Source organism: Rhizobium sp. No.120, assembly GCF_054558365.1.
Genome location: NZ_BAAJNQ010000002.1, coordinates 106831 through 129785 on the forward strand (window position 1 = coordinate 106831; position 22955 = coordinate 129785).

Consider the following 22955-nt stretch of genomic DNA (forward strand, 5'->3'; position numbering starts at 1 on the left):
GGAGAGACCGATCATGACGCGCGCCTTTTCAACCGGATCAACGAAAGATCCAAAAATGGCCGGCCTGGAGCACAAAGCGCCTCGCACCGGCCGGTCCCGTTCCCTCAGGCTGGCTCTGATGGTTCCTGTTCTGATTGTGACGGCTGCAACTATCAGCAGCTGCGCCGATTCACGTGATCGCATGACCACCAGCGCGATCAATGACGATTACCGGCAACGTCATCCGATCGTGCTGACGGAGAAGGAACACAATCTCGATATTCCGGTTGCTGCCAGCGACCGTCGCCTGACGACGGGCATGCGCGATACCATCCGCGGATTTGTCCAGGATTACCGAACTCGTGCGAGCGGTACGGTCGAAATCCTTGCACCCAGGGGATCGATGAATTCGTTGGCAGCATCTGCGTTGCGTCAGCAGATCCGCAGGGAGCTGGTTGCGAACGGCATTCCGTCGGCCCGTATTGTCGACAGTTCCTATGGGGCCGGCGACCCGCGCGATGCGGCTCCGATTCGCCTGCGCTTCACAGCGACGACGGCACTCACCAATACATGCGGTCAATGGCCGGACGACTTGAGCGACAATGCCTTCGACAACCAAAACTACTACAATTTCGGCTGCGCGACACAGCATAATCTCGCGGCGCAGGTCGCCAATCCGACGGATCTGATCGCGCCGCGCGCCGCGTCGCCGATCGATACCGATCAGCGCAGCAAGGTAATCGACAATTATCGCAAGGGCTCGGTTCCGATGAGTACCGCCACGATTGGCGGTTTCAGCGGTTCCGGCGGCTCCGGCCAATGAACATGGGAATTACGCGCCGGCGGAACAGGATGAAATCATGAACGCCATCGAATATGATATCGGCTCGACTGCCCCGGAAGCGGAGGAGGTTTCGCGCTCGGCCAATCTCGACAATCTAAGGCCGCTGCCGCGTATTTCCATACATGCCTTCTGTGAAAGCGAACACCTGCAGCAGGTGATGGATCAATGCGCCAACGACCGGCGCATGTCCAAGGTCAGCCTTCGCATCACCAGCGGCGGTGTCGCGGCCGCGGCGAATATGTTCGCCTCGGCGCCGACCCCTAATCTGATCATCCTGGAGACGCGCGCCGGTCCGCGCGGCCTGTTGGCGGAACTCGAGCCGCTTGCCGCCGTCTGCGATCCGAGCACCAAGGTCATCATCGTCGGCTATCACAACGATATCGGCCTTTACCGCGAACTCATCCGCAACGGTATCTCCGAATATATCGTGCAGCCGACCGACATGGTCGATCTGTTGACCGCGATGGCGGCGATCTTCATCGATCCAGATGCCGAGCCGCTCGGACGCAGCATCGCGTTCATTGGTGCCAAGGGCGGGGTGGGCGCATCGACCATCGCCCATAATTGCGCCTTCGGAATTTCCAGCCTTTTTTCTACCGAAACCATCCTTGCCGATCTCGATCTGCCCTACGGCACCGCCAATATCGATTTCGACCAGGACCCCGCCCAGGGGATCGCGGAAGCCGTCTACGCGCCGGAGCGCCTCGACGAGGTCTTCCTCGATCGCTTGCTGACCAAATGTTCCCAGCATCTCTCGCTACTGGCGGCACCCTCGATGCTGGATCGCGCCTATGATTTCGAAGGGCAGGCTTTCCTGCCGGTGCTCGACGTTCTCCAGCGCAGCGCGCCGGTCGCGGTTCTCGATGTGCCACATGTCTGGACCGAGTGGACGCGCTCGGTGCTTGGCGCGGTAGACGAGGTCGTCATTTGTGCCGCGCCCGATCTTGCCAATCTGCGCAACGCAAAGAATCTGATCGACGCTCTGCGCAAGCTGCGGCCAAACGACAAGGCGCCGCACCTCATTCTCAATCAGGTCGGCATGCCGAAGCGTCCGGAGATCAATCCTTCCGAGTTCTGCGCGCCGCTGGAGACGGATCCGATCGCCATCATCCCCTTCGACATCAATCTGTTCGGCAATGCCGCCAACAGCGGGCAGATGATCGCCGAGACCGATCCGAAGTCGCCGACCGCGGAAACGTTCTCGCAGATATCGCACATCGTCACCGGGCGTGTCGCTTTGAAGAAGGCCAGAAAGGGCGGTTTGCTTGGCCTTCTGAAACGAAAATGATCGTTTGATTTCGCACGGGCTTCGAAGGCCATGCAGCAGTAGTAGAATTGGATCAGGAAGATGTTTGGCAAGCGCGGAAGTGAAGGTCCTGCAAAGAGCGGTGCAATGCCTCCGCCGGCGCCGGCGCGTGCGCCCGCCGCTGCCAGCGGCCTAACAGCACCGGCCGTGCTGATAGAGCCGTCCCATGATTCCGCACAGCCGCGTCAGCAGGTCGTACCGCCCTCGATGCAGACGCCCAGCCGCCGTCGCGTGGCGCGCACCGAAGAATATTACGATACGAAATCGCAAGTCTTCTCCGCGCTGATCGACACGATCGACCTTTCGCAGCTTTCCAAGCTCGGCAACGAGGCCGCGCGCGAGGAAATCCGCGATATCGTCAACGATATCATCACCATCAAGAATTTCGCGATGTCGATCTCCGAGCAGGAGGAATTGCTCGAGGACATCTGCAACGACGTGCTCGGTTATGGCCCGCTGGAGCCATTGCTCGCCCGCGACGACATCGCCGATATCATGGTCAACGGTGCCGGCCAGACCTTCATCGAAGTCGGCGGCAAGACTGTCGAATCCGAAATCCGCTTCCGCGACAATTCGCAGCTTCTTTCCATCTGCCAGCGCATCGTCAGCCAGGTCGGCCGCCGCGTCGATGAGTCGAGCCCCATCTGCGATGCGCGCCTTCCCGATGGTTCGCGCGTCAACGTCATCGCACCGCCGCTCGCCATCGACGGTCCCGCGCTGACGATTCGAAAATTCAAGAAGGACAAACTTACCCTCGATCAGCTCGTTCGTTTCGGTGCCATCACGCCCGAAGGCGCTACACTTTTGCAGATCATCGGCCGTGTGCGTTGCAATGTCGTCATTTCAGGGGGTACCGGCTCGGGCAAGACGACGCTTCTGAACTGCCTGACCAATTACATCGACCGCGACGAGCGCGTCATCACCTGCGAAGATACCGCAGAACTGCAGCTGCAGCAGCCGCATGTGGTGCGTCTCGAAACCCGCCCGCCGAACATCGAAGGCGAGGGCGAGATCACCATGCGCGATCTCGTCAAGAATTGTCTGCGTATGCGCCCCGAACGGATCATCGTCGGCGAAGTGCGCGGGCCCGAGGTCTTCGATTTGCTGCAGGCGATGAACACGGGCCACGATGGCTCCATGGGCACGATCCACGCCAATACGCCGCGCGAGTGCCTGAGCCGTATGGAATCGATGATTGCCATGGGTGGTTTCAGCCTGCCGGCCAAGACCGTGCGCGAGATCATTTCCAGCTCCGTCGACGTCGTCATCCAGGCCGCCCGCCTGCGCGACGGTTCGCGCCGCATCACCCAGATCACCGAGGTGATCGGCATGGAAGGCGATGTGATCATCACTCAGGATCTGATGCGCTATGAGATCGAGGGCGAGGATGCGAACGGCCGGATCATCGGTCGGCACATTTCCACCGGCATCGGCAAGCCGCATTTCTGGGATCGTGCTCGCTACTATAACGAGGAGCGCCGCCTGGCAGCAGCCCTCGATGAGATGGAACAGAAGGCGCAATAGGATTTACGATGTTCGGTATCGATCCAATAGTGCTGTTGATTGTGCTGCTGGCGGCGGTCTCTGCCGCCGCGGTCTGCTATGGCATTCTTTATTCCCGGATCGAGACCCAGAAGAAGGCAGAAGGCCGAGTCAACCGCGTCAAGCAGGCCGAAACCGATCGCGTCAAGGTCAAGGCAGCGCGTGACCGCGTCCAGGAAATGTCGAAGCGTCGCAAATCCGTGCAGGATTCTCTGAAGGATCTGGAGCGGCGCCAGTCCGAAAACACAAAAAAGAGGCAGTCGCTGAAAGCGCGCCTCGCGCAGGCCGGCTTGTCGTTGACGCCCTCGCGCTTCTACATCTTCAGTGTGCTGTTCGGCCTTTTCGTCACATTGGTTCTTTTCATTGTCGGCGCACCGCCGCTTGCCATTCTAGGCATATTCTTTGCCGCTGCTTTCGGCCTGCCGCGCTGGGTCGTCCGCTTCCTCATCAAGCGCCGGCAAAGCAAATTTCTAGAAGAGTTTCCGAACGCGCTCGATGTCATCACGCGCTCGCTTCGCTCAGGTCTGCCGCTCAATGATGCGGTGCGGCTGGTGGCCGGCGAGGCACGAGAGCCCGTCAAGACAGAGTTCAGGCAGGTGGTCGAAGCGCAACAAGTCGGTTTCAGCATGCCGGATGCCTGCGCGCGCATCTCGAACCACATGCCTCTGCAGGAGGTGAATTTCTTCTCGATCGTTATTGCGATTCAGGCCCAGGCGGGCGGTAACCTGTCGGAAGCGCTCGGCAATCTCTCGAAGGTTCTGCGCGAGCGCAAGAAAATGAAAGCGAAGGTCAAGGCATTGTCGATGGAAGCGAAGGCATCCGCTGTCATCATCGGCACTCTGCCTTTCGTGGTTATGCTGTTGGTCTATCTGACCTCGCCTCACTACATGCTGATCCTGTTCACCGATCCGCGCGGCCATCTGATCTTGCTCGGAGCCGGCATCTGGATGTCGATCGGCATCTTCATCATGCGCAACATGGTCAATTTCGAGATCTGAGCGGGAAGGAGACGCGTAGCCCATGACCGATCTCGCTGCCAGTTTGACCGATCCCGGCACTCTTCTTGCCGTCGTGGTCGCCATTGCCGTCTTTGCGACTTTCTACACGATCGCGATACCCCTCCTGGAACGCGGTGATCTCAGCAAGCGCATGAAGGCCGTTTCGACGGAGCGTGAACAAATTCGTGCGCGCGAGCGGGCGCGGCTGAATGCGGAAGGCGGCAAGGCATCGCTGCGCAGCCACAACAATCGAAACGTCAGGCAGATCGTCGAGCGGTTCAACTTGCGCAATGCGCTTGTCGATGCCAATACCGTCAATCGCTTACGGTCGGCAGGCCTGCGGTCGGAAAATGCGCTCAACATGTTCTTGGTGGCGCGGTTCCTGCTGCCGTTCCTGTTTCTGGCAGTTGCGATCGTGGTCGTCTTCGTTCTCGGCTGGTTCGCCGCAAAGCCCCTGCCGATCCGCCTACTTGGCGTCATCGGTTTCGCCTATCTGGGCTTCTATGCGCCGAACATTTACATCTCCAATCTTGTCAGCAAGCGTCAGAAATCGATCAAGCGCGCCTGGCCTGATGCCCTCGACCTTATGCTGATCTGCGTGGAGTCGGGCATTTCAATCGAGGCGGGCATGCATCGCGTGTCCGAGGAGATGGCGGAGCAATCCCCCGCGCTTGCAGAGGAAATGGTGCTGACCACGGCCGAGCTTTCCTTCCTTCAGGATCGCCGCACTGCCTTTGACAACCTCGCGGCCCGCACGCAGATCGAGCTCGTCAAATCGGTGACGCAAGCACTCATCCAGGCCGAACGTTATGGCACGCCGCTTTCACAGGCGCTGCGCGTCATGGCGCAAGAGGGCCGCGACGAACGCATGAACGAGGCGGAAAAGAAAGCCGCCGCGCTGCCGCCGAAGCTGACCGTGCCGATGATCATCTTCTTCCTGCCGGTCCTTATGGCGGTCATTCTCGGCCCGGCGATCATCCAGGCGATGGACAAATTCTGAGCCGCCGACTTGTTCGCGGCATGCGAGTATGGTTATCCTCCATGCAATGTCGCCGAAGGGCGTCAGGCGCATCGTCTCGGAAAGGCGCCAGGCGTTCGTGTCGATCATATCGGGAGGTCTCGCATGTCATCCTTGGCAATATTTTTCAGCGTCATCGCGGCGGTCTTCATCGGGGCGGTAAGCCCCGGCCCGAGCTTCGTGCTCGTTTCGCGCATCGCCGTTTCCCGCTCGCGCAAGGCAGGTCTTGCCGCAGCCTTCGGCATGGGAACAGGCAGCGTCATTTTCGCGACCTTGGCTCTCTTCGGCTTGAGCGCATTGCTGATGAAAGTCGAATGGTTGTATCTCGCGCTAAAAGTCGCCGGTGGCCTCTATCTGATCTATGTCGGCATCCGCATTTGGCGCAACGCCGAGGACGATCTTCCGATCGACGCGCCTGCAACGCCGGCGGCGGGCGGCGTGGTGCGTAATTTCCTCTTCGCGCTCGGCACGCAGCTCAGCAATCCGAAGACGGCTATTTTCTACGGCAGTATCTTCGCCGCGCTTCTGCCGGCCACTCCGGCTCCCTGGCTGCTCTTTTCGGTTCCGCCCGCAGTCTTCCTCGTCGAGGTTGGCTGGTACACCGTGGTGACGCTGGCCTTCTCTTCCAACCGCCCGCGCGCACTTTATGTCGGATCAAAGCTCTGGGTCGACAGGGTGGCGGGTGTCGTCATCGGCGCCCTTGGAGCACGGCTTGTCGCCGAGGGGTTGCCGCGCCACATCTGGCGCTGAGCGCCTGGAGCTGCCGAGCATCCGCCTGAATTGGTGCGCGGATGATTTGTCAGTGCGAAAGTTGCGCGCAGGCCAGCCGTCATGGCTGCTCTGAAGAGTTATTGTTGAGCGACTTTCCTGCTATCGCCGCTGGCGGCGAGCTTCTGCCAGGAATTCTGCTGCGCCAGCATGCTGCGCAGATAGGCGACATTGGCGTTCGCCTGTTGCGGCGTCAGTTCCTGCCGCGCAATTTGTTCGGCTTCCGTAAAGCGACCCTGCAGGCCGACGACCAACGCCAGATTCTGCCGCACGCGGCTATCGGAGCCCGGCTGAGAAATCGCCGTGCGGAGATAATTTTCCGCATTCTTGAGATCGCCGGTCAGCACATAGGACATGCCGAGATTGGAGAGGATGGTCGGCTCGTTTGGAGCCAGCACCAGCGCATCCCGATATTTGGCGCGTGCATCTTGGGAGCGCCCAAGCTGGTCGAGGATAGCGCCCTGCGCCGAAACCAGGCGCCAGTCCGGCCGATCCGGAAGCTGGGCGCGATCGATGGTCGAAAGCGCCGCGTCGAGCTGGCCTGCCGCGGCCTGAGCCTTGCCATAGGCAGCCAACACGCCGCGGTCGGTCGGATTGGCGATTGCCACCTGCTGCATGACCGCAAGCGCCTGATCGTTGCGGCCGCTCATCCGCAGCGCATTGGCATAGTTGACGCCGGCATCGCGATCCTTGGGATTGGCATCATAGGCCTTGCCATACGTCGCGGTCGCCTGAGCGAGTTCGGTGCTGTTCATCGTGTCGAGAGATTTCGAAGCCTTGGGGATCGAGCCCGTCGCCATCCTGTCCTGTCCGGTCGTCGAGCAGCTTGCGAGCGCGAGCACCAGAAGTGCGGTGGAAGCTCCCCGCAAAAGAGAGGCTTTGAATGAAGACGCGGCTGCGACGGCGGGCATGACGCTTATCCCTGAATTCCTATAGTCTTGCGCCCGGCCTAGAATCGGAACAGGGAAAGGTTCGACGCAATGTTCGCTCCAGCAATAATCTGTTAACCCTAACAGACGGTTAACTCTCGATTCCTCTCAGTCACCGCCAAAGGATAGTCATGGCCCCCTTTCAATTCATCGAGCGCGCGACGCCTTTCAATTCGAAGGGTGGCGCGACCCTGCCGATCTTTGCTGTCACCCCGGCGCATATCGAGACGGGCACCATCGATCCCATCGCTCTCGATTGGGCGCGGAAGGCGGGTTACAAGGCAGAGAGCGGCTCGTTGTTGCTGATCCCGACCGCGGAAGGGCATCTGGGCGGCGCTCTCTTCGGCCTTGGCTCCAATCCCTCGGAGCAGCCTTTCCTGACGGGTAAGCTTGCACGCAGTCTGCCGGCCGGCGACTGGCATATCGAGACGGCCCCGCTGACGGCAAATCGGCTTTCTCTTGGTTTCGGCCTCGGCAGCTATCGATTCGACCGCTACAAGTCGGAAAAAGCCGCGGCGCCGACGTTGATGATCCCGCGCGATGCCGATGCCGCCGATATCAAGCGCCAACTTGCGGGCGTCTTCCTCGCCCGTGATCTCATCAACACACCGACCAACGACATGGGTCCGGAACAGCTGGAAGCCGCCTTCCGGGCGCTTGCAGAGCACTACAAGGCTGACATGTCCGTCATTATCGGCGATGATCTCCTGAAGGAGAATTTCCCGCTGGTCCATACGGTGGGACGCGCGAGCGCCGATGCGCCGCGCCTTCTGGAACTGCGCTGGGGCAAGAAGGGCCATCGCCGCATCACGCTGGTCGGCAAGGGTGTCTGCTTTGACACCGGCGGCCTCGATATCAAGCCTGCATCCTCGATGCTGCTGATGAAGAAGGAAATGGGTGGCGCGGCCAATGTCATGGGGCTGGCGCTGATGATCATGGACGCCAAGCTCAAGGTCGATCTCCGCGTCATTATTCCGGTCGTCGAGAACTCGATTTCATCCAACGCCTTCCGGCCCGGCGATATCTATAAGAGCCGCAAGGGCCTGACCGTGCAAATCGACAATACCGATGCCGAGGGACGGCTGATCCTTGCCGATGCGCTCGCCTATGCCGACGAGGACGCGCCGGACCTGATGATCGACATGGCGACGCTGACGGGTGCCGCCCGCGTTGCGCTCGGCCCCGATCTGCCGCCCTTCTTCACCGACGACAGCGATCTTGCCAGCGACCTGACGGAAGCGAGCCTGGAGACGGACGATCCGCTGTGGCGGATGCCGCTCTATATGGGCTACGACAAGGATATCCGCACCAAATTCGCCGATATCACCAATGCGCCATCAGGCGGCATGGCCGGCTCCATTACCGCTGCCTTGTTCCTCAAGCGCTTCGTGACGAAGACACCGAGCTGGGTGCATTTCGACATCTTCGGCTGGGCGCCGAGCGAACGCCCGCATTCGCCCGGCGGCGGCGAAGCGCAGGCGATCCGGGCGCTTTATCAACATATCAGGCAGAACGTACGGTAGGGGCGACGCGTCGCCTTCCTCCGCCCTCGTGGTTCAAGGCTACGGTCCTGGAGACCTTTGCACTTCACCATGAGGGCTACTCCTCTTACCAGTTGCGAATTCGCCCCGCCTCATCGTGAGGTGCCTTGTAGCCGCAGCGTTAGCGTAGACGGCAAGGCTTCGAACCGCGAGGCGGTCCCAGATGGTTTTGCCGTCAGCCCCCTTGAATCCGCCACGATCTTGGCGGAAACTGGAACGGCAGCGTAACGAATCTCGGGATTTGCCCTTGCCGCTTGAACTCACCGCCTCGCAGGCTCTTAGCCTCTGGCACGGCGTGACACTCGCTCAGGTGCGCCGCGAGGATCATGATTTGACGCTGAGGCAGACGGCGATCCTGCTGCAGATCTATCTCGTGCCGCCGCCTCATACCGTGCGCGGTCTGGCCGCGACCCTTGGTGTCACCAAGCCAGTCATAACTAGGGCGCTTGATACCATGGGCGTGATGGGGTTGGTCGATCGTGTCCGCGATGAGCGCGATCGTCGTAACGTCATCATTAAGCGAACGGTCACCGGCGCGCTTTATCTTGAAAAACTCGGCGATCTCATCATCGAGCACGGCCGAAAATTGTAACCTCAGGAATTTCACCATGATGCTCGACCGCCGTCTCAATGCTTTCAGGCCTGATCTCGCCGAGGTTTCTCTCAAGGGCAAGGTCGAAGCCGAGCGCTTCGTCGAGGGTATTGCTGCACGCGTTGGCGTCCCCGTCGTTGCGCTTCGGCCGAAGCCGGATCTTGCCTCAGGCATCGATACCGAGCTCTTGATGGGCGAAGAGGTAACGATATTCGAGCGCCGCGACGGCTGGTGCTGGGTCAAGGCTCTATCCGATGGTTACGTCGGCTATCTCCCGGAAACGACGATCAAAGAGGGCGCGGCAGCGCCGACCCACGTCATCGTTCCGCAGCGCACCTTCCTCTATCCTGAGCCGGAGCTGCGCAAGCCGCATGCCGCAGTGCTCTCAATGGGCAGCCTCGTGCATGTGACCGGCACGGCGGAGGCGCGGGGCAATCATTATGTCGTCCTGGAGGATGGAACTGCTATTTTCGCAAAGCATGTCCAGCCGATCGGATACAACCAGGGCGGCGACTTCGTCGATGTCGCCTTACGCTTTCTTGAGACGCCCTATCTCTGGGGCGGCCGCTCGGGCCTCGGTATCGATTGCTCCGGCCTCGTGCAGCTGGCGCTATCGATGACGGGCCGTGCCGCGCCGCGCGATACCGACATGCAGGCCGCCGGCCTTGGCGAGCCGATCGAGCGCGAGGAGCTGAAGCGCGGCGACTTCGTTTTCTGGAAGGGGCATGTTGCGATCATGGAAGATCCGGAAACCATTGTTCACGCCAACGGCCATACCATGACCGTCGCGCGCGAGAATTTCGCTGCCGCCATCGAACGCATCGGCTGGCTCTATGAAAGGCCGACCGGCTATCGACGTTTCATCGACTGACTGCGCTGCGCAGCCCTATTGCCGCAGCGCCCGCCAGCCTTCGCAATAGGTCCGTCTACGGCGTGCGCGGACGCGCGATCCAGATGCCGGCGACGATGACGATGCCGCCAAGTGCCTGCAACAGCGTGACGTTTTCACCGAAGAGGAACCAGGCGAAAAGCGCGGCTGCGATCGATTCCAGGAAAATGACGAGCGAGGAAAATACGGTCGGCAACCGTCCGAGCGCCACCGAAAGCAGGCCTTGTCCGCCGGCGTGGCTGATGAGGCCGAGCGCCAGAAGCACGCACCATCCCGAGATCGACTGCGGCACTATCCGCGGCTCGAAGAAGAAGGCGATCAGGAACAGGATCGCCGAGGTTATGACGCTCAATTCGAAGGTGACGCGCGCGGCATTGGTCCCAGGGCGCGCCGCGCCGACCGCCAGGAAATAAAGGCCGAAGAAGGCGCCAGTGATGATGGCGAGGGCATCGCCGACGGCGCGGTCCGGATTGAATGCCAGACTTTGAACAACGAGCGCCGTACCGCCGGCAAGGCAGATGAGGAGGCCGAGAAGCGTGGCGCGGCTGACGCGCTGTCTCAAAAGAAGCCATCCGAAGATGACGACCCAAAGCGGCGCCATCGTTGCGAAGAAGGTGGCGTTGGCAATCGTCGTCCGCATGATGGAGAGATGCCAGAAGAACAGGTCGCCCGTGAAGGCAATGCCCGCGAATATCGTCGGTATAGTAAAGCTGGCGCGAGGCGCATCAGGCTCCGCAGCCTCCGCGTAGCGCATCCATATCCACAGGATCGGCAGCGCCAGAAAGACACGCCAGAAGGCGCTGGCGAAAGGTCCGACGTCGGCAAGGCGCACGAGGCTCGGCGAGATGCTCATGGCCAGCGCCGCGAGGATCATTGCCACAACGCCAAGAAGAAAGCCTTTCGTATTTTCGCTTTTTCCGAGGCTCGCGCTGCGCATATCGTATTCGGTGTCCGGCTGTGACATTCTCGTGCCTTCGCAAGTCAGATGATGTGTGGCGCAAAGCTAGTACATAGGGAAAGAGGATTTGGCTTCATTTTGACGGCTTTCATGCAATTTTGTTTCCTCTTTGCGGTAAGGATGTATTGAAATGCGCAAACCCGCCGATCTCGATGAGTTCGACCTGGCAATTCTCGAGATTCTTCAAAGGGACAGTACGGTTCCGCAACGCGAGATCGGTGAACGGATCAACCTGTCGGCGCCGGCCGTGCAGAGGCGCATCAAACGCATGCAGGAAAGCGGTGTCATCCAGGCCAATATCGCCGTAGTCGATCCGGCGGCAATAGGCCTGCCGATTACCATCGTCGTAGAGGTGCATATCGCAAACGAGCGGTACGACCTCATCAACGCGATCAAGCGCAGCTTCCTCGAAGCGCCGGAAGTGCAGCAATGCTACTGTGTCACCGGCGAGGCCGATTTCGTGCTTATCATCGTCGTTCCCAGCATGTCCGCCTATGAGGAAGTGGCCCGGCGCCTGTTCTACGACAACCCGAACGTCACGAAGTTCAAGTCGCTTGTTACCATGGACCGGGTCAAGGTCGGTCTGTCCGTGCCGCTGTCCCTGGATTAACTCCAAGCGGGATGTGATCCATCATCCAGGCCGTTTCGGCCAGTTCGTCACGCCGCCGCTCCAGTCCTCAAAGGTCTTCGAAAGGCGAAGCACCAGCATGTCGTCGAAGCGGGGGCCGATGATCTGCATGCCGATCGGCATGCCGGAGCGGGAGAAGCCGCAATTGATCGATGCCGCCGGCTGCTCCGACATGTTCCACGGAACGGTGAAGGCGATGTGCTCGAAAGGTCGCGCCGGGTCATTGGTGGGTGAAGCCCATTCGGCGGGATAGGAGACGATCGGATTGGTTGGCGAAAGCACCGCATCCACCTCCGCGAAGAGCTTGGCGCAGCTCTTGCGCATCTCGTAGGTCTGGTTGAAGCCGCGAACGGCATCGATGCCGCTGATTTCTGCGCCGCCCTGCGCCCAGCTATAGATATAGGGCAGAATGCTGTTGCGACGTTCCTCGCTCAAGGCCGTCATGTCGCCCCAGAAGCGAGCGCGCCAGAAGGCATCGAGGCCATCAAGCATCTGCCTCGTCAGCACCGGCGCGACATCGACGATGATTGCGCCCGCTTCCTCGAAGCGTTTGGCGGCAGCGGTGACCGCATCGCGGATTTCGTCCTCGACAGGCAAGCCGCAGCCCGCATCCAGCATTAGGCCGATCTTCATGCCCCGGAGGTCGATATCGAGATCCATCCAGTCGATCCCGTTCGGCTGTAGGCTGGTGCTGTCGCGCCAGTCGGGTCGCGAGAGCGTCGCCATGGAAAAGGCGGCATCCTCGACTGTACGGGTCATCGGGCCGGCGCATCGGCCGAGATAATAGGGGTCGATAGGAATGCGGCCGTTGCTCGGTTTGAAGCCGAAAATGCCGGTCCATCCTGCCGGCAGGCGTATCGAGCCACCGATATCCGTGCCGATATGCAGCGGTCCATAACCGGCAGCGGCGGCGGCGGACGCACCGGCGCTGGAGCCACCCGGATTTTGGCTTGGGTCCCAGGGATTGCGGCTGAGCTTGTGAAAGCTCGAAAGGCCTGATGAAAGCATGCCGTAATCGGGGCAGGTGGTTTTGGCAAAAATCACCGCGCCATCCTCGCGCATCCGGGCAGCGATCGGTGCATCCTCGGCAGCAGGGACGAGCTCGACCGCGGCCGTGCCGAGCGGTACCGGCTGGCCCTTGGTGGCAATCAGCTCCTTCAGCGTGACCGGGATGCCGTCCAAGGTTCCAAGCGGCGCGCCCTTCGCCCAGCGCTCCGTTGAAGCAGCCGCCTGCTTGCGGGCATCTTCGGGATCATAGGCATAAAGAGCAGCGATTGTCGGCTCCCATGCTTCGATATGTGCCTCGAGCGCCAGCCAGTATTCGCTGGGAGACAGGCTCTTGTCGGCAAATTTGCGCCGCAGGTCTCGGATGGAAAGATCGGTAGGTTCGGTCATGGTCTATACTCTTCATGTCTCATTCAGCGCGTCGCCTCGCGGGGGTCGAGGAGATCGCGCAGCCCGTCGCCGAGCAGGTTGAAGCCGAGCACGGAGAGCGCAATGGCAAGCCCCGGCAGGAGGGCGAGCCACGGCGCGACGTGGAAATAGGTCTGCGCATCGGCCAGCATCCGTCCCCAGGTCGGTGCGGGCGGCGGCACGCTCAAGCCCAGGAAGGCAAGTCCGGCCTCGGTCAGGATCGCAAGTCCGAGCTGGATGGTCGCCTGAACGATGATGCTGCCCATGATGTTGGGCAGGACATGGCGCAGCGTGATGGAGAGCTGCGTATTGCCGATGGCGCGCGCCGCCAGCACATAGTCGCGGCTCCAGGCCTGCAAGGCAGAGCCGAGCGCGACACGGGCAAAGACCGGCACCATGAAGACGGCGATGGCGATGATTGCCGTTGAGCGCCCGGTCCCAAGAAATGCGCCGAGGATCATGGCCGAAAGGATCGGTGGCAGGGCGAAGATCACGTCGCAGGCGCGCATGACCAGCGCCTCGAATAGGCCGCGTTGCGCAGCGGCGGAAACGCCGATGATCGTTCCGAGCGTCCCGCCGATCGCAACCGCCGAAACGGAGATGGAAAGCGAATTCCAGCAGCCCGCCATTAGCATCGACAGGACATCGCGGCCAATCTGATCGGTCCCGAGAAGTCCGAAGCCGAGGGGCGGCTGCAGCTTGTGGAGGATCTGCATCTTCGCAGGCGGCACCGGTGTCCAGAACAGGGAGACGATGGCGATGCCGATAAGAGCGAGGATGATGAGGGCGCCGGCTATCAGATTCATCCGTCGCAGCGCCCGGAATCGGCGGCGGGAAGATGCCGCGGCGATTTTGGTCTCGACTACAGTCATCGCGCACCTCCTGCTCGCAATCGCGGATCGATGGCGAGATAGGAGAGATCGACCAGAAAATTCACGACGATGACGAGACCGGCAAAGAATAGCACGACATCCTGCAGAACGATCACGTCGCGCTGGCTGAGCGCCTGATAGGCGAGGCGGCCAAGGCCGGGCAGAGTGAAGACATTTTCGATCAGCACGGCGCCGGCGACGAGGAAGGTGAACTGCAGCCCAAGGATGGTGAGCACCGGCACCAGCGCATTCGGCACCACATGTCCCCAAATCACGTGGCTGCGCGACAGACCCTTGGCGATCGCCGTGCGGGCAAAATCCTCATGCAGCGTATCGAGCACAGCCGAGCGCGTCACGCGGGTCAGTACCGCCGCCTGCGGCAGCGCAAGCGCGATGGCGGGCAACACCAAAGATTTCAGGGAGGGCCAGAATCCGCTTTCCCAACCGGGAAAACCGCCGGCCGGCATCCAGCCGAGCGAGGTGGCGAACACAAGCACCAGCAAGAGGCCGACCCAGAAGCCCGGCACGGCGATGCCCATCTGCGAAAACAGCGTGGCAATGATATCGAAGACGCCGCCGCGTCTTGCCGCTGCCGCAACGCCGAGCGGTACGGCGACAAGAACCGACAACAGGATGGCAAGCAGCGCGAGCGGCAGGGTGACGGCAAGCCGCTCGGCAATCAGGCCTGCAACCGGAACGCCATAGGTATAGGACGTGCCGAGATCACCCGTCAGCGCGCCGGCGAGCCATTGTCCATAGCGCACGATCAGTGGCTGATCGAGCCCCATATCATGCCGGAGCGCGGCAAGCGTTTCCGGCGTCGCCGAGGTGCCGAGCGTGATCGCGGCGGGGTCTCCCGGCAGCAGCGCCATGACGGCAAAGACCAGCAGCGAGACGGCGATCAGCGTCAGTACAAGTCCCAAAATCCGGCGGGTGAGCAGTACGATCATAGCAAGTCCATGGCCGATCATGCCCGGCATCGAAATAGTTGGCTTCGAAAGGGTTCGCGGCGGGCGAAGCGATCCGCCCGTCCGCGCCTGTAGGCAAAAGAGCTCAATCTTCCCAGGAAACGTTGGTCAGCACGTTGGACGGGATCGGTTCGTTCTCCCAGAGACCCTTCAGCTTCTTGTCCCACACCCCGAGCTTCGGCATGACGAACAGGAAGAGCGCCGGCACATCTTCGGCAAGAATGCTCTGCGCCTCGCCATAGAGCTTGTTCTGCTCGGCGGGATCGGCAGTCAGCTGGATCTTCTTCATCAGCTCGTTGAAGGCCGGGTTCTTGTAGTTGAAGTAATAGGGATCGCGCGAATAGATATCGATATCCAGCGGCTCTGCATGGGCGACGATGGTCATGTCGTAATTGCGGCCGGTAAAAACGTCCTGCACCCATTTCGCCGGGAATTCCGTCGGCTCGATGTTCATCGTCACGCCGATATCGGCAAACATGGCCTGCATCACTTGAGCACTGCGCGGCGCATAGGCCATCTGCGGCGTCTTGATGGTGAAGGTAAAACCATTTGGATAGCCGGCTTCGGCAAGCAATGCCTTGGCCTTGGCGGCATCATAGGGCAGCGTGCCTGTCAGATCCTTGTATCCGGGGTCGTTCGGCGTGTAGTGGCTGCCGATCGCGGTGCCTAAGCCGGACCACGCGCCCTCGATGATCGTCTTGCGGTCGAGCGCCATCATCAGCGCCTGGCGCACGCGTTTGTCGTCGAAAGGCTTGCGGGTGTTGTTCATGCCGGCCACGACTTTCAGCTCGGTATTGCCGATCTTGGTCGTCAGCCTGGCATCGCCCTCTAAGGAACTCATAAGCTCCGGCGCGGCGAATTCCGGAAAGGCATCGAGATCGCCGGCCTTCAGCGCCGCGGCCTCCGCCTGCGGATCGGAAATGAAGCGGAAGGTCACCTTCTCAAGCTTCACGTCGACCGACTTGTTCCAGTAATCCGGGTTCTTGACGAGGTCGACATGGTCGCCTTTCGTCCAGGAGGAGAATTTGAATGGTCCCGTGCCGATGGGCGTGGTCTTGTCGTTGGCAGAGGACTTCGGCCCGACCATGACGGAGCTCGGCCAGCCAAGCCAATAGAGCAGGCTGCCGGTCGGCGAGGAAAGATGCAGCACAAGCGTTTCCGCATCCGGCGTGTCGGTCGAGGCGATGGTCGAGAAGAAGCGCTTCTGCGGATTGACGGAATTGGCGCCGCGAGCACGATCGAGCGTGAACTTGGCCGCGGCCGAATCGAAGGCTTCGCCGTCATGGAATTTCACGCCGGTCTGCAGCTTGAACGTATAGGTGAGGCCGTCAGGCGAAATCTCCCAGCTCTTGGCGAGCTGCGGCACGATCTTGCCGTTTTGGTCGATGGCAACCAGGCCTTCGAAAATGTTCTGCCAGGTAACCTGGCCGATCGCGACAGGCGCGGCGATCGTCGGATCGAGGCCCGTTGGCTCGACGCTCATGCCGAGATTGAGCGTCGTCTTTGCGGCCTCAGCCTGTGTCAGGCCCATCATTAGCAGGCCGGCAGAAACTACGGCGCCATAGGCAAGCCGGCGCGCGACGTCGCCCAGGCTCGGGCGTGAAAACTTGGTCATGTCGGTTCCCTTGCTTTTTTGCCCGCATGTCCGGCTTCCCCCCGGCTTGCGGCCTTTTTCAGGATAGTGTCATCTCATAGGCGCACACACAATTCCGAAAATGTGTGCTCGGTGTAGCCGAAACCGCTACACTGGTTTGTCATCTATAGTGGTGGGTTCAATCCTGCCTCCCCTTGGCAGAAAGTTGCTGACGCATGAAGCGCTCGATGAAATCGAGCAGCTTGCCGGCCGCGAAGGAGAGCTGGCGATCGGGCGCGACGCAGAGATCGACCGGCGTCCGCACCCCCATGCCGCCCGCAACGGGCCGCGCGACGAGCTGCCCCGCCTCTATCTCTCTTTGAACGGTCAGCGCCGGCAGCATGGTAATTGCTGCGCCGCGCAGCACCAGTTCCTTCAGCATTTCCAGCGAGCCGGTCTCAAAGACTGGATCGAGTCTCAGCCCCTCACGTTCAAATAGCGCGTCGAAGGCTTGTCTTGCGCCGAAGGAGCGATCGGGAACCGCGAGCGCGTGGGCCGAGATTTTCGCAAGCGTGATCTCGCTGGCGGCAGCAAGGGGATGTGAGGAAGCGGCGATCACGTCATAGATCAGCTCGGACCGCAGGGGCACCTTTGTACCGGAAAGCGGCGGGGCAAACAGCGTCACCGCAATATCGGCCTCGGCATTGTTGACGGCTTCGATGGCGCCGCGGGCGCTGGTAATGGTCACTTCGAAGCGTAGGCCGGGGTAGCGCAGGCTGAATTCGGCCAGCGCCGGAGCAAGGATATTGGCGACCGATGCGCCATTGGCATAGATGCTGACGGTGCCGCGCTGCAGGCCTTTCAGGTCCTCGATCAGCTGGTGAACATGGTCGAGCTCGCGTAGCGTCCGGCCGGCTCGCTCTGCCAGCAATTCGCCAGCCGCCGTCAATTTGATGCCGCGGGCACTTCGCTCGACCAGTTGCGTGCCGAAGTGATATTCGAGGTTCTCGATCTGACGGCTGATGGCCGTCGGCGCTACGTTCAGGTTTTCGGCCGCCTGGCGCATCGAGTTGGTGCGCACCAGCTCGTCGAAATAGATCAGCGCGCGGATCTGCATGCGCGGGATCTCCCGTTAAACGGCGGGCTTGGCGAAACGATCCCGCCACGCTGCTTGCCCACTTTCGACCGGCAGCGCCGTCGCCTCGTAGACGCCGCGAGCGATGGCGCGCGCCATGACGATAGTGGCGAGGTGGCAGAGCTCCATGAAGCCAGGCATATCGTCGCGAGGGTGCTTGCCGGTGGATGCGGCAAACACGGTATCGCCGTCGAGTGGCAGATGCGTCGGCAGGAGCGCCCGGGCGAAGCCGTCATGGGCTGAGATGGAGAGGCGATGCGCCTCCGCCTTGGTCAGCTGGGCGTCGGTGACGACAGCACCGATGGTCGTGGCGGTGATATTGGTGCCCTTCAGCCGCAGACGGGTATCGACCGCTTGAGGCATACCGAGGTCGCCGAATTCGCCATTCCGCTCGAAGGGAGCCGCCCAGAAATGCGGGCCGTCGCCGATGGTAGCGGAGCCAAGTGCATTGACGGCGACGATGGCGGCGATCCTGTATCCCCTGCTGCTGACGGAGCTTGCCGAACCGAGACCGCCCTTCACTGTCGCCGTGGTGGCGCCCGTTCCCGCGCCGACGGTACCGAGCGCGAAGGCCCCCTTGCTCGCGGCCTTGAAGGCATCATAGCCGAGATCGCGATAGGGCGAGTGCAGCCCCCAATCCTTGTTGCCGCCGTTGATGAGATCGAACAGGATCGCCTGCGGCACGATTGGCACCAGCGCATCGCCAACCTTCAAGCCGCGGCCGATCTCCCTCAGACCTGCCTGTACGCCACCTGCCGCATCGAGCCCGAAGGCCGAGCCGCCTGAGAGTACGATAGCATCCACAGTGCCGACCGTCATTGCAGGGTCCAGCAATGCGGTATCCCGTCCGCCCGGCGCACCGCCGAGAACGGTGCAGGAGGCGATAGCCGGCTCATCGAAGACGATGGCGGTAACGCCGGAACCGAGCGCAAGATCGGTAGAGTGCCCGACAGCGACGTCTTCGACATCGGTCAGGAGGTTGAGGAGGTCAGCCAATGAAAAATCCTTCGCCGTTTACAACGCGAGGTCGTCATGGCGATAGGATCGTAAAGAGGGTCAAAAGACAAGATGGGTTCGGTCGAGAGGAGTGCCGGCATGCACCCTTTAAGCCTGAATGCAGACTCCCGTATGAACGCGGGCACCGGACATCAGCCGATGGGGCAAGCTTAGCTCAAGAAAAAGCCCCCACCTTGATTCTGTCAAAAGGTGAGGGCTGGTGATGGGATTGGGCAAGAACCTAGGCGAACCGACCCATCAAACATGAATCGGCTTGGCCTGCTGGCGGGAGAGGAGATCGCGGATCGCGAGCCTCACTTCGTCCGCATTTCTGAAATGCTGTTCGTCCAGATCATGGACATGATATTTTACTGCGATGAACTTGAGCCGATCCTGATCGGGAACGACGATGCCGACGGGAACGCCAGCGTATTCGATGACTTGCTTCTTCATAAATAGACTCCCTCTGCGCACGCACGGCGCAGACATGGCGAATTGACTGTCTTATTCCGGGAAGGAGGACGAACGTCACATTCGACAGCACGAGCGGGAGAGCGCGCCCGAACGGTCATTGCCAAGCACGGGCCGCCCAAGGAACGAAGCAATGACTTTTCTATTCAGCATGTCACTTCCTCAATTGGCGTTGTACTTGTTAGGGCCCCAGTAGCGGAACCCGCGGTGAGTGCACCATTATCCACTATATTAGTAGATAATAGCGATTGCATCCCCAGAAACATATTCTGAAAGATGTCAAAATATCGACGATCGGGAAAATAAAATTCCGAGCTGGGCAGGTTGCAGGGAAGGTTGTCTTAACTGCCTTCGTATTGCCACCTGTGCCGGTAAGGCTCGCCGATCACCGGGACAGAGATAGGAGTTGCCGCAAGATTCGACAATGCCCCAGAGCATTAAAATTCACGCGCCGCTAAAACACCTTAATGGTTAACGGCGCGCCGGGATCGTCAAAATCCATCTTCCAGCACCTTTCCAAGGGCTTTCACGAAGAAATCGGCGCTCTCGGGTGTAAGGCAAAGCGGCGGCTTGATCTTCAACACATTCAAGTGATCGCCAGTCGGCTGCATGATGACGCCGAGATCGAGCAGGCGCTCGCAGATGGTAGCCGTCTCTTCGGTGGCCGGCGTCAGGCTTTCGCGGTCGCGCACGAATTCGACGCCGAGATAAAGCCCCATGCCATGTACGGCGCCAATCAGCGGGAAGCGATCCATGAGAGCGATCAGCCCGACCTTCAGCCTCTCGCCGACGACGCGAGCGTTTTCCTGCAGGTTCTCATCCCTAAGGATATCGAGAACGGTGAGGCCGGCGATGCAGCTGACAGGGCTGCCGCCGGCGGAAGAGAAGAAATAGCCTTCCTTTTCCAGCGATTCGGCGATCTCGCGCCGGGTGATGACGGCGCCGAGCGGATGACCGTTGCCCATGCCCTTGGCGATGGTGATGATATCGGGCACGACGCCCTGGGTTTCGAAGCCCCAGAAATGCTCGCCGAGCCGGCCATAGCCAACCTGCACTTCGTCGGCTATGCAAAGGCCGCCGCGCTGGCGTACCGCATCATAGATCCCAGCAAGATAGCCATGCGGCAGCGCGATGCCGCCGGCGTTGCCATAGACCGGTTCGGCAATGAAACCGGCAAGCCCATCTCCCTTGTCATCGATAGCCTGCAATTTAGCCGTGACATCGTTGAGATAATCGATCGCCGAGTCCGGGCCTCGGAACGGGCCGCGATAGGTATTGGGAGACAGGACGGGGTGCACCCAGTCCGGCCGTGTCGTCAGCGCCTGCAGATTGTCGGCAATCGAAGTGGAGACGGCATCGCTCGCAACAGTCCAGCCGTGGTAGGCCTCCAACAGGCAAAGCATGTTCCTCTTGCCTGTGTGCGCCCACGTAAGGCGGATCGCGAGATCGTTGGCTTCTGAGCCGCTATTGACAAGGAAGACGCTGTCTAGCCCTTCCGGGGCCAGCGCTGCCAGCCGCTCGGAGAATTCCGCGACGGCGGTATAGTGGAAGCGGGAGTTGGTATTGAGTCGCGACCACTGCTGGGCAATCGCTGCCGTCAGGCGCGGATGGGCATGGCCGAGCGTCGTGACGTTGTTGACCATGTCGAGATAGCAGCGTCCCTGCGTGTCGAACAGGAATTCACGCCAGCCGCGCTCGATCTGTGGCGGGGCATCATAATAATGCTTCTGCGGCTTGGCGAAGCGGGCGTTGCGCAATGACAGCAGCGCGAACGCATCCGGCCGCGGCGCTTCGCATGCGGGATTTAAGAGAGCAACAGGCGAGGGGGAGATAGCTGACCAGCCCTCCGCCTGATCCACTGTCGCAAAGAGCGGCGGCACGAGGTCCCGCACGCGGCAAAGCTGGATGCGCAAGCCTCCGATCGCCGAGCCCTCGCTGCCGATCGTTCCGATCGTAGCGCCCTGCTCGACCGCCGCTCCGTCCTCCAGAGCACTCTCGATGCCGTCGAGATGGACGCTCACGTCGTCCCCGACCAGCACGAAATGCTGGCCCTGCCGCTGCAGAAGGCCAGGGAAGGGAGCCGAAACGGTCGCGCCGGCCGGCAGGCAGATATCGCAATGCAGGGCGAAATTCTGCGGCGGCGCCATGTCGAGCGGCGCGGCAAGCGAGAGGCGGAATTCACCGTAGCGTGTTGCCGCGGCCCCGGAGACGATTGCCGCCTGGGCAAGCAGTCGCCAGTCCATATCCGGCTTCTGCCAGTTGCCGTCGGTAAAGTCGGGGCCAGTGACGGAAAGATCGACCGCGGCAATCTGCGACGGGTCGATGTCCGGCAGCATTGGCGTCCAGCCGTCGGTCGCGATCGGCGCGACATCGAAGTCGATCGCCTTGAGGATCGCCGCTTCCATCACATCCGGCTGCGCGCCGGTCGCGACATCGAAAATCTCGCGTTCGAAATCGCGATTGCCGCGCACATAGTCGTTGTCGGGATCGATGGCGAGCTGTTGTTCGCCGCTGGCGGCAAGGATGACGGCGCGCGCGACGATCAGCGGCCAAAGCGCCTTGGCCTCCGCTTCTGTCAACGGATAGACCGCATGATAGGCCTTGATGGCGGGAAGGATATAGAAAGGATTGCCGTCCGCATGGTGCAGCAATGACGCGCAGGTAACGGCGAGATCGCCCACTAGCCAGCCCTGAATGATATCGCCGAAATCGATGACGCCATCGGGGACGAGCTGTCCATGCGCATCCGGATGGCTGACGACATTGTCGTCGGTGACATCGTGATGCACGGGCTGCACGCGTAACTGGCTCGCAAGCGGCTGGATGCGCTTGACGGCTGCGACCATTGCCTTGGCGATGCGATCGCGTGCCTCGTGGTCTGTAATGGCCGAGAGCAGCTGTACAGCGACCGGTCCGGCGCGCCGCAGGTCCCATTGCAGGTTTCGATGAAGACCGGGGTGGTCGAAATCGGCAAGGTCTCGGGCAAGCCGGGCAGAAAGCGCGCCGAGCCCGGCGGCTGCGGCAGGCGGCAGATGCCTGCGACGTGTCAGCGTCTGACCCGGAAGAAAGCCGAGCAGCCGAACGAGATAATCCTGTTCGCGGATAGTAACGGTGAGAATGTCGCGGCCGTTCAGAGATGGCACGACTTCAGGCACGCGCGGCGCATCCGGCTTGGCGTGCAGGTGGCGGATTGCGGCATTCTGCGCCTCGAGCTCGACCAGTTCGTATTCCGCCCGGCAAATCTTCAGCACATAGGCGTTATCGCCGGCATCGATGCGGTAGTTGCGGTCCTGCTGGCTGCCAAGTTCGGTCAGCGTTCCGCTCAGGCCGTAGTGCGTCCGCAGGATTTCAGCCGCCTCGTCCGGCGTCACGTCCGGTCTCGGCAGTTGCATGCGGTTCACGAGCGTGGCGTCGGCCATGGCATCCCCCCGGATGGTTCATTTGCATCGACACTAAACCATTCCATATTAAAGAAAATTACCCAAAGCAGATAGGGCTGTCGAGCGATGGGGAGGAAGATAGGCCACGGAATGCA

General features: G+C 61.1%; 20 protein-coding genes. 10 read left to right on the plus strand and 10 right to left on the minus strand.

Features of this window, described 5'->3' with window-relative positions; translation table 11 throughout:
• Positions 1–55 precede the first annotated feature (55 nt).
• From ACYJRZ_RS06205 to ACYJRZ_RS06230, 6 genes are all read left to right on the plus strand, one after another.
• Positions 56–802 carry a CpaD family pilus assembly protein gene (locus tag ACYJRZ_RS06205; protein WP_459458659.1) on the plus strand — a complete coding sequence of 249 codons (747 nt, stop codon included), beginning with the start codon at positions 56–58 and terminating at the stop codon, positions 800–802.
• 37 nt (positions 803–839) lie between these two features.
• Positions 840–2111: an AAA family ATPase gene (locus ACYJRZ_RS06210; RefSeq protein WP_459457163.1), complete on the plus strand. Its 1272-nt coding sequence runs from the start codon at positions 840–842 to the stop codon at positions 2109–2111.
• 60 nt (positions 2112–2171) lie between these two features.
• Entirely contained in the window at positions 2172–3653 is a 1482-nt protein-coding gene (locus ACYJRZ_RS06215; RefSeq protein ID WP_459457165.1) for a CpaF family protein, read from the plus strand.
• Positions 3654–3661: 8 nt separating this feature from the next.
• Complete coding sequence (locus ACYJRZ_RS06220) at positions 3662–4669, plus strand: type II secretion system F family protein (RefSeq protein WP_459457167.1); 1008 nt, start codon at positions 3662–3664, stop codon at positions 4667–4669.
• 22 nt (positions 4670–4691) lie between these two features.
• Entirely contained in the window at positions 4692–5669 is a 978-nt protein-coding gene (locus ACYJRZ_RS06225; RefSeq protein WP_459457169.1) for a type II secretion system F family protein, read from the plus strand.
• A 123-nt stretch (positions 5670–5792) separates the two neighbouring features.
• Positions 5793–6437, plus strand: coding sequence for a LysE family translocator (locus ACYJRZ_RS06230; RefSeq protein WP_459457170.1), 645 nt, complete (start codon positions 5793–5795; stop codon positions 6435–6437).
• A gap of 98 nt (positions 6438–6535) precedes the next feature.
• Here ACYJRZ_RS06230 and ACYJRZ_RS06235 read toward each other — a convergent pair whose 3' ends face one another.
• Positions 6536–7366, minus strand: a complete 831-nt coding sequence (locus tag ACYJRZ_RS06235) for a tetratricopeptide repeat protein (protein ID WP_459457172.1) — start codon at positions 7364–7366, stop codon at positions 6536–6538.
• Between the two features lie 149 nt (positions 7367–7515).
• Here ACYJRZ_RS06235 and ACYJRZ_RS06240 point away from each other — a divergent pair, with 149 nt between their 5' ends.
• From ACYJRZ_RS06240 to ACYJRZ_RS06250, 3 genes are all read left to right on the plus strand, one after another.
• Complete coding sequence (locus ACYJRZ_RS06240) at positions 7516–8907, plus strand: leucyl aminopeptidase family protein (RefSeq protein ID WP_459457174.1); 1392 nt, start codon at positions 7516–7518, stop codon at positions 8905–8907.
• 265 nt (positions 8908–9172) lie between these two features.
• The gene (locus tag ACYJRZ_RS06245) at positions 9173–9517 is read left to right on the plus strand and encodes a MarR family transcriptional regulator (RefSeq protein WP_459457176.1); all 345 of its coding nucleotides are present in this window, start codon (positions 9173–9175) and stop codon (positions 9515–9517) included.
• Between the two features lie 16 nt (positions 9518–9533).
• Positions 9534–10388, plus strand: coding sequence for a C40 family peptidase (locus ACYJRZ_RS06250; RefSeq protein ID WP_459457178.1), 855 nt, complete (start codon positions 9534–9536; stop codon positions 10386–10388).
• A gap of 55 nt (positions 10389–10443) precedes the next feature.
• On the opposite strand, the gene ACYJRZ_RS06255 is transcribed toward ACYJRZ_RS06250, so the two are convergent.
• Entirely contained in the window at positions 10444–11370 is a 927-nt protein-coding gene (locus ACYJRZ_RS06255; protein ID WP_459457180.1) for a DMT family transporter, read from the minus strand.
• A 124-nt stretch (positions 11371–11494) separates the two neighbouring features.
• Between ACYJRZ_RS06255 and ACYJRZ_RS06260 the strand changes: the two genes are divergently transcribed.
• A complete protein-coding gene (locus tag ACYJRZ_RS06260; protein WP_459457182.1) occupies positions 11495–11974 on the plus strand; it encodes an Lrp/AsnC family transcriptional regulator in 480 nt (159 codons plus the stop codon).
• A 21-nt stretch (positions 11975–11995) separates the two neighbouring features.
• Here the strand turns inward: ACYJRZ_RS06260 and ACYJRZ_RS06265 are convergent, their stop codons facing one another.
• The 8 genes from ACYJRZ_RS06265 to ACYJRZ_RS06300 all read right to left on the minus strand — a co-directional run bounded on the left by ACYJRZ_RS06265 (position 11996) and on the right by ACYJRZ_RS06300 (position 22839).
• Positions 11996–13387 (minus strand): amidase, encoded by a 1392-nt coding sequence (locus tag ACYJRZ_RS06265; RefSeq protein ID WP_459457184.1) that lies wholly within the window; start codon positions 13385–13387, stop codon positions 11996–11998.
• A gap of 23 nt (positions 13388–13410) precedes the next feature.
• The gene (locus ACYJRZ_RS06270; RefSeq protein WP_459457186.1) at positions 13411–14277 is read right to left on the minus strand and encodes an ABC transporter permease; all 867 of its coding nucleotides are present in this window, start codon (positions 14275–14277) and stop codon (positions 13411–13413) included.
• Positions 14274–15227: an ABC transporter permease gene (locus ACYJRZ_RS06275; RefSeq protein WP_459457188.1), complete on the minus strand. Its 954-nt coding sequence runs from the start codon at positions 15225–15227 to the stop codon at positions 14274–14276. The genes ACYJRZ_RS06270 and ACYJRZ_RS06275 overlap by 4 nt, the downstream gene beginning before the upstream one ends.
• 103 nt (positions 15228–15330) lie before the next feature.
• Positions 15331–16860, minus strand: coding sequence for an ABC transporter substrate-binding protein (locus ACYJRZ_RS06280; protein ID WP_459457190.1), 1530 nt, complete (start codon positions 16858–16860; stop codon positions 15331–15333).
• A gap of 157 nt (positions 16861–17017) precedes the next feature.
• Entirely contained in the window at positions 17018–17935 is a 918-nt protein-coding gene (locus ACYJRZ_RS06285; RefSeq protein WP_459457192.1) for a LysR family transcriptional regulator, read from the minus strand.
• Between the two features lie 15 nt (positions 17936–17950).
• Entirely contained in the window at positions 17951–18949 is a 999-nt protein-coding gene (locus ACYJRZ_RS06290; protein ID WP_459457194.1) for a P1 family peptidase, read from the minus strand.
• 258 nt (positions 18950–19207) lie between these two features.
• Positions 19208–19402 carry a hypothetical protein gene (locus ACYJRZ_RS06295; protein WP_034489296.1) on the minus strand — a complete coding sequence of 65 codons (195 nt, stop codon included), beginning with the start codon at positions 19400–19402 and terminating at the stop codon, positions 19208–19210.
• 509 nt (positions 19403–19911) lie between these two features.
• Complete coding sequence (locus ACYJRZ_RS06300) at positions 19912–22839, minus strand: aminotransferase (RefSeq protein WP_459457196.1); 2928 nt, start codon at positions 22837–22839, stop codon at positions 19912–19914.
• Between the last annotated feature and the right edge of the window lie 116 nt (positions 22840–22955).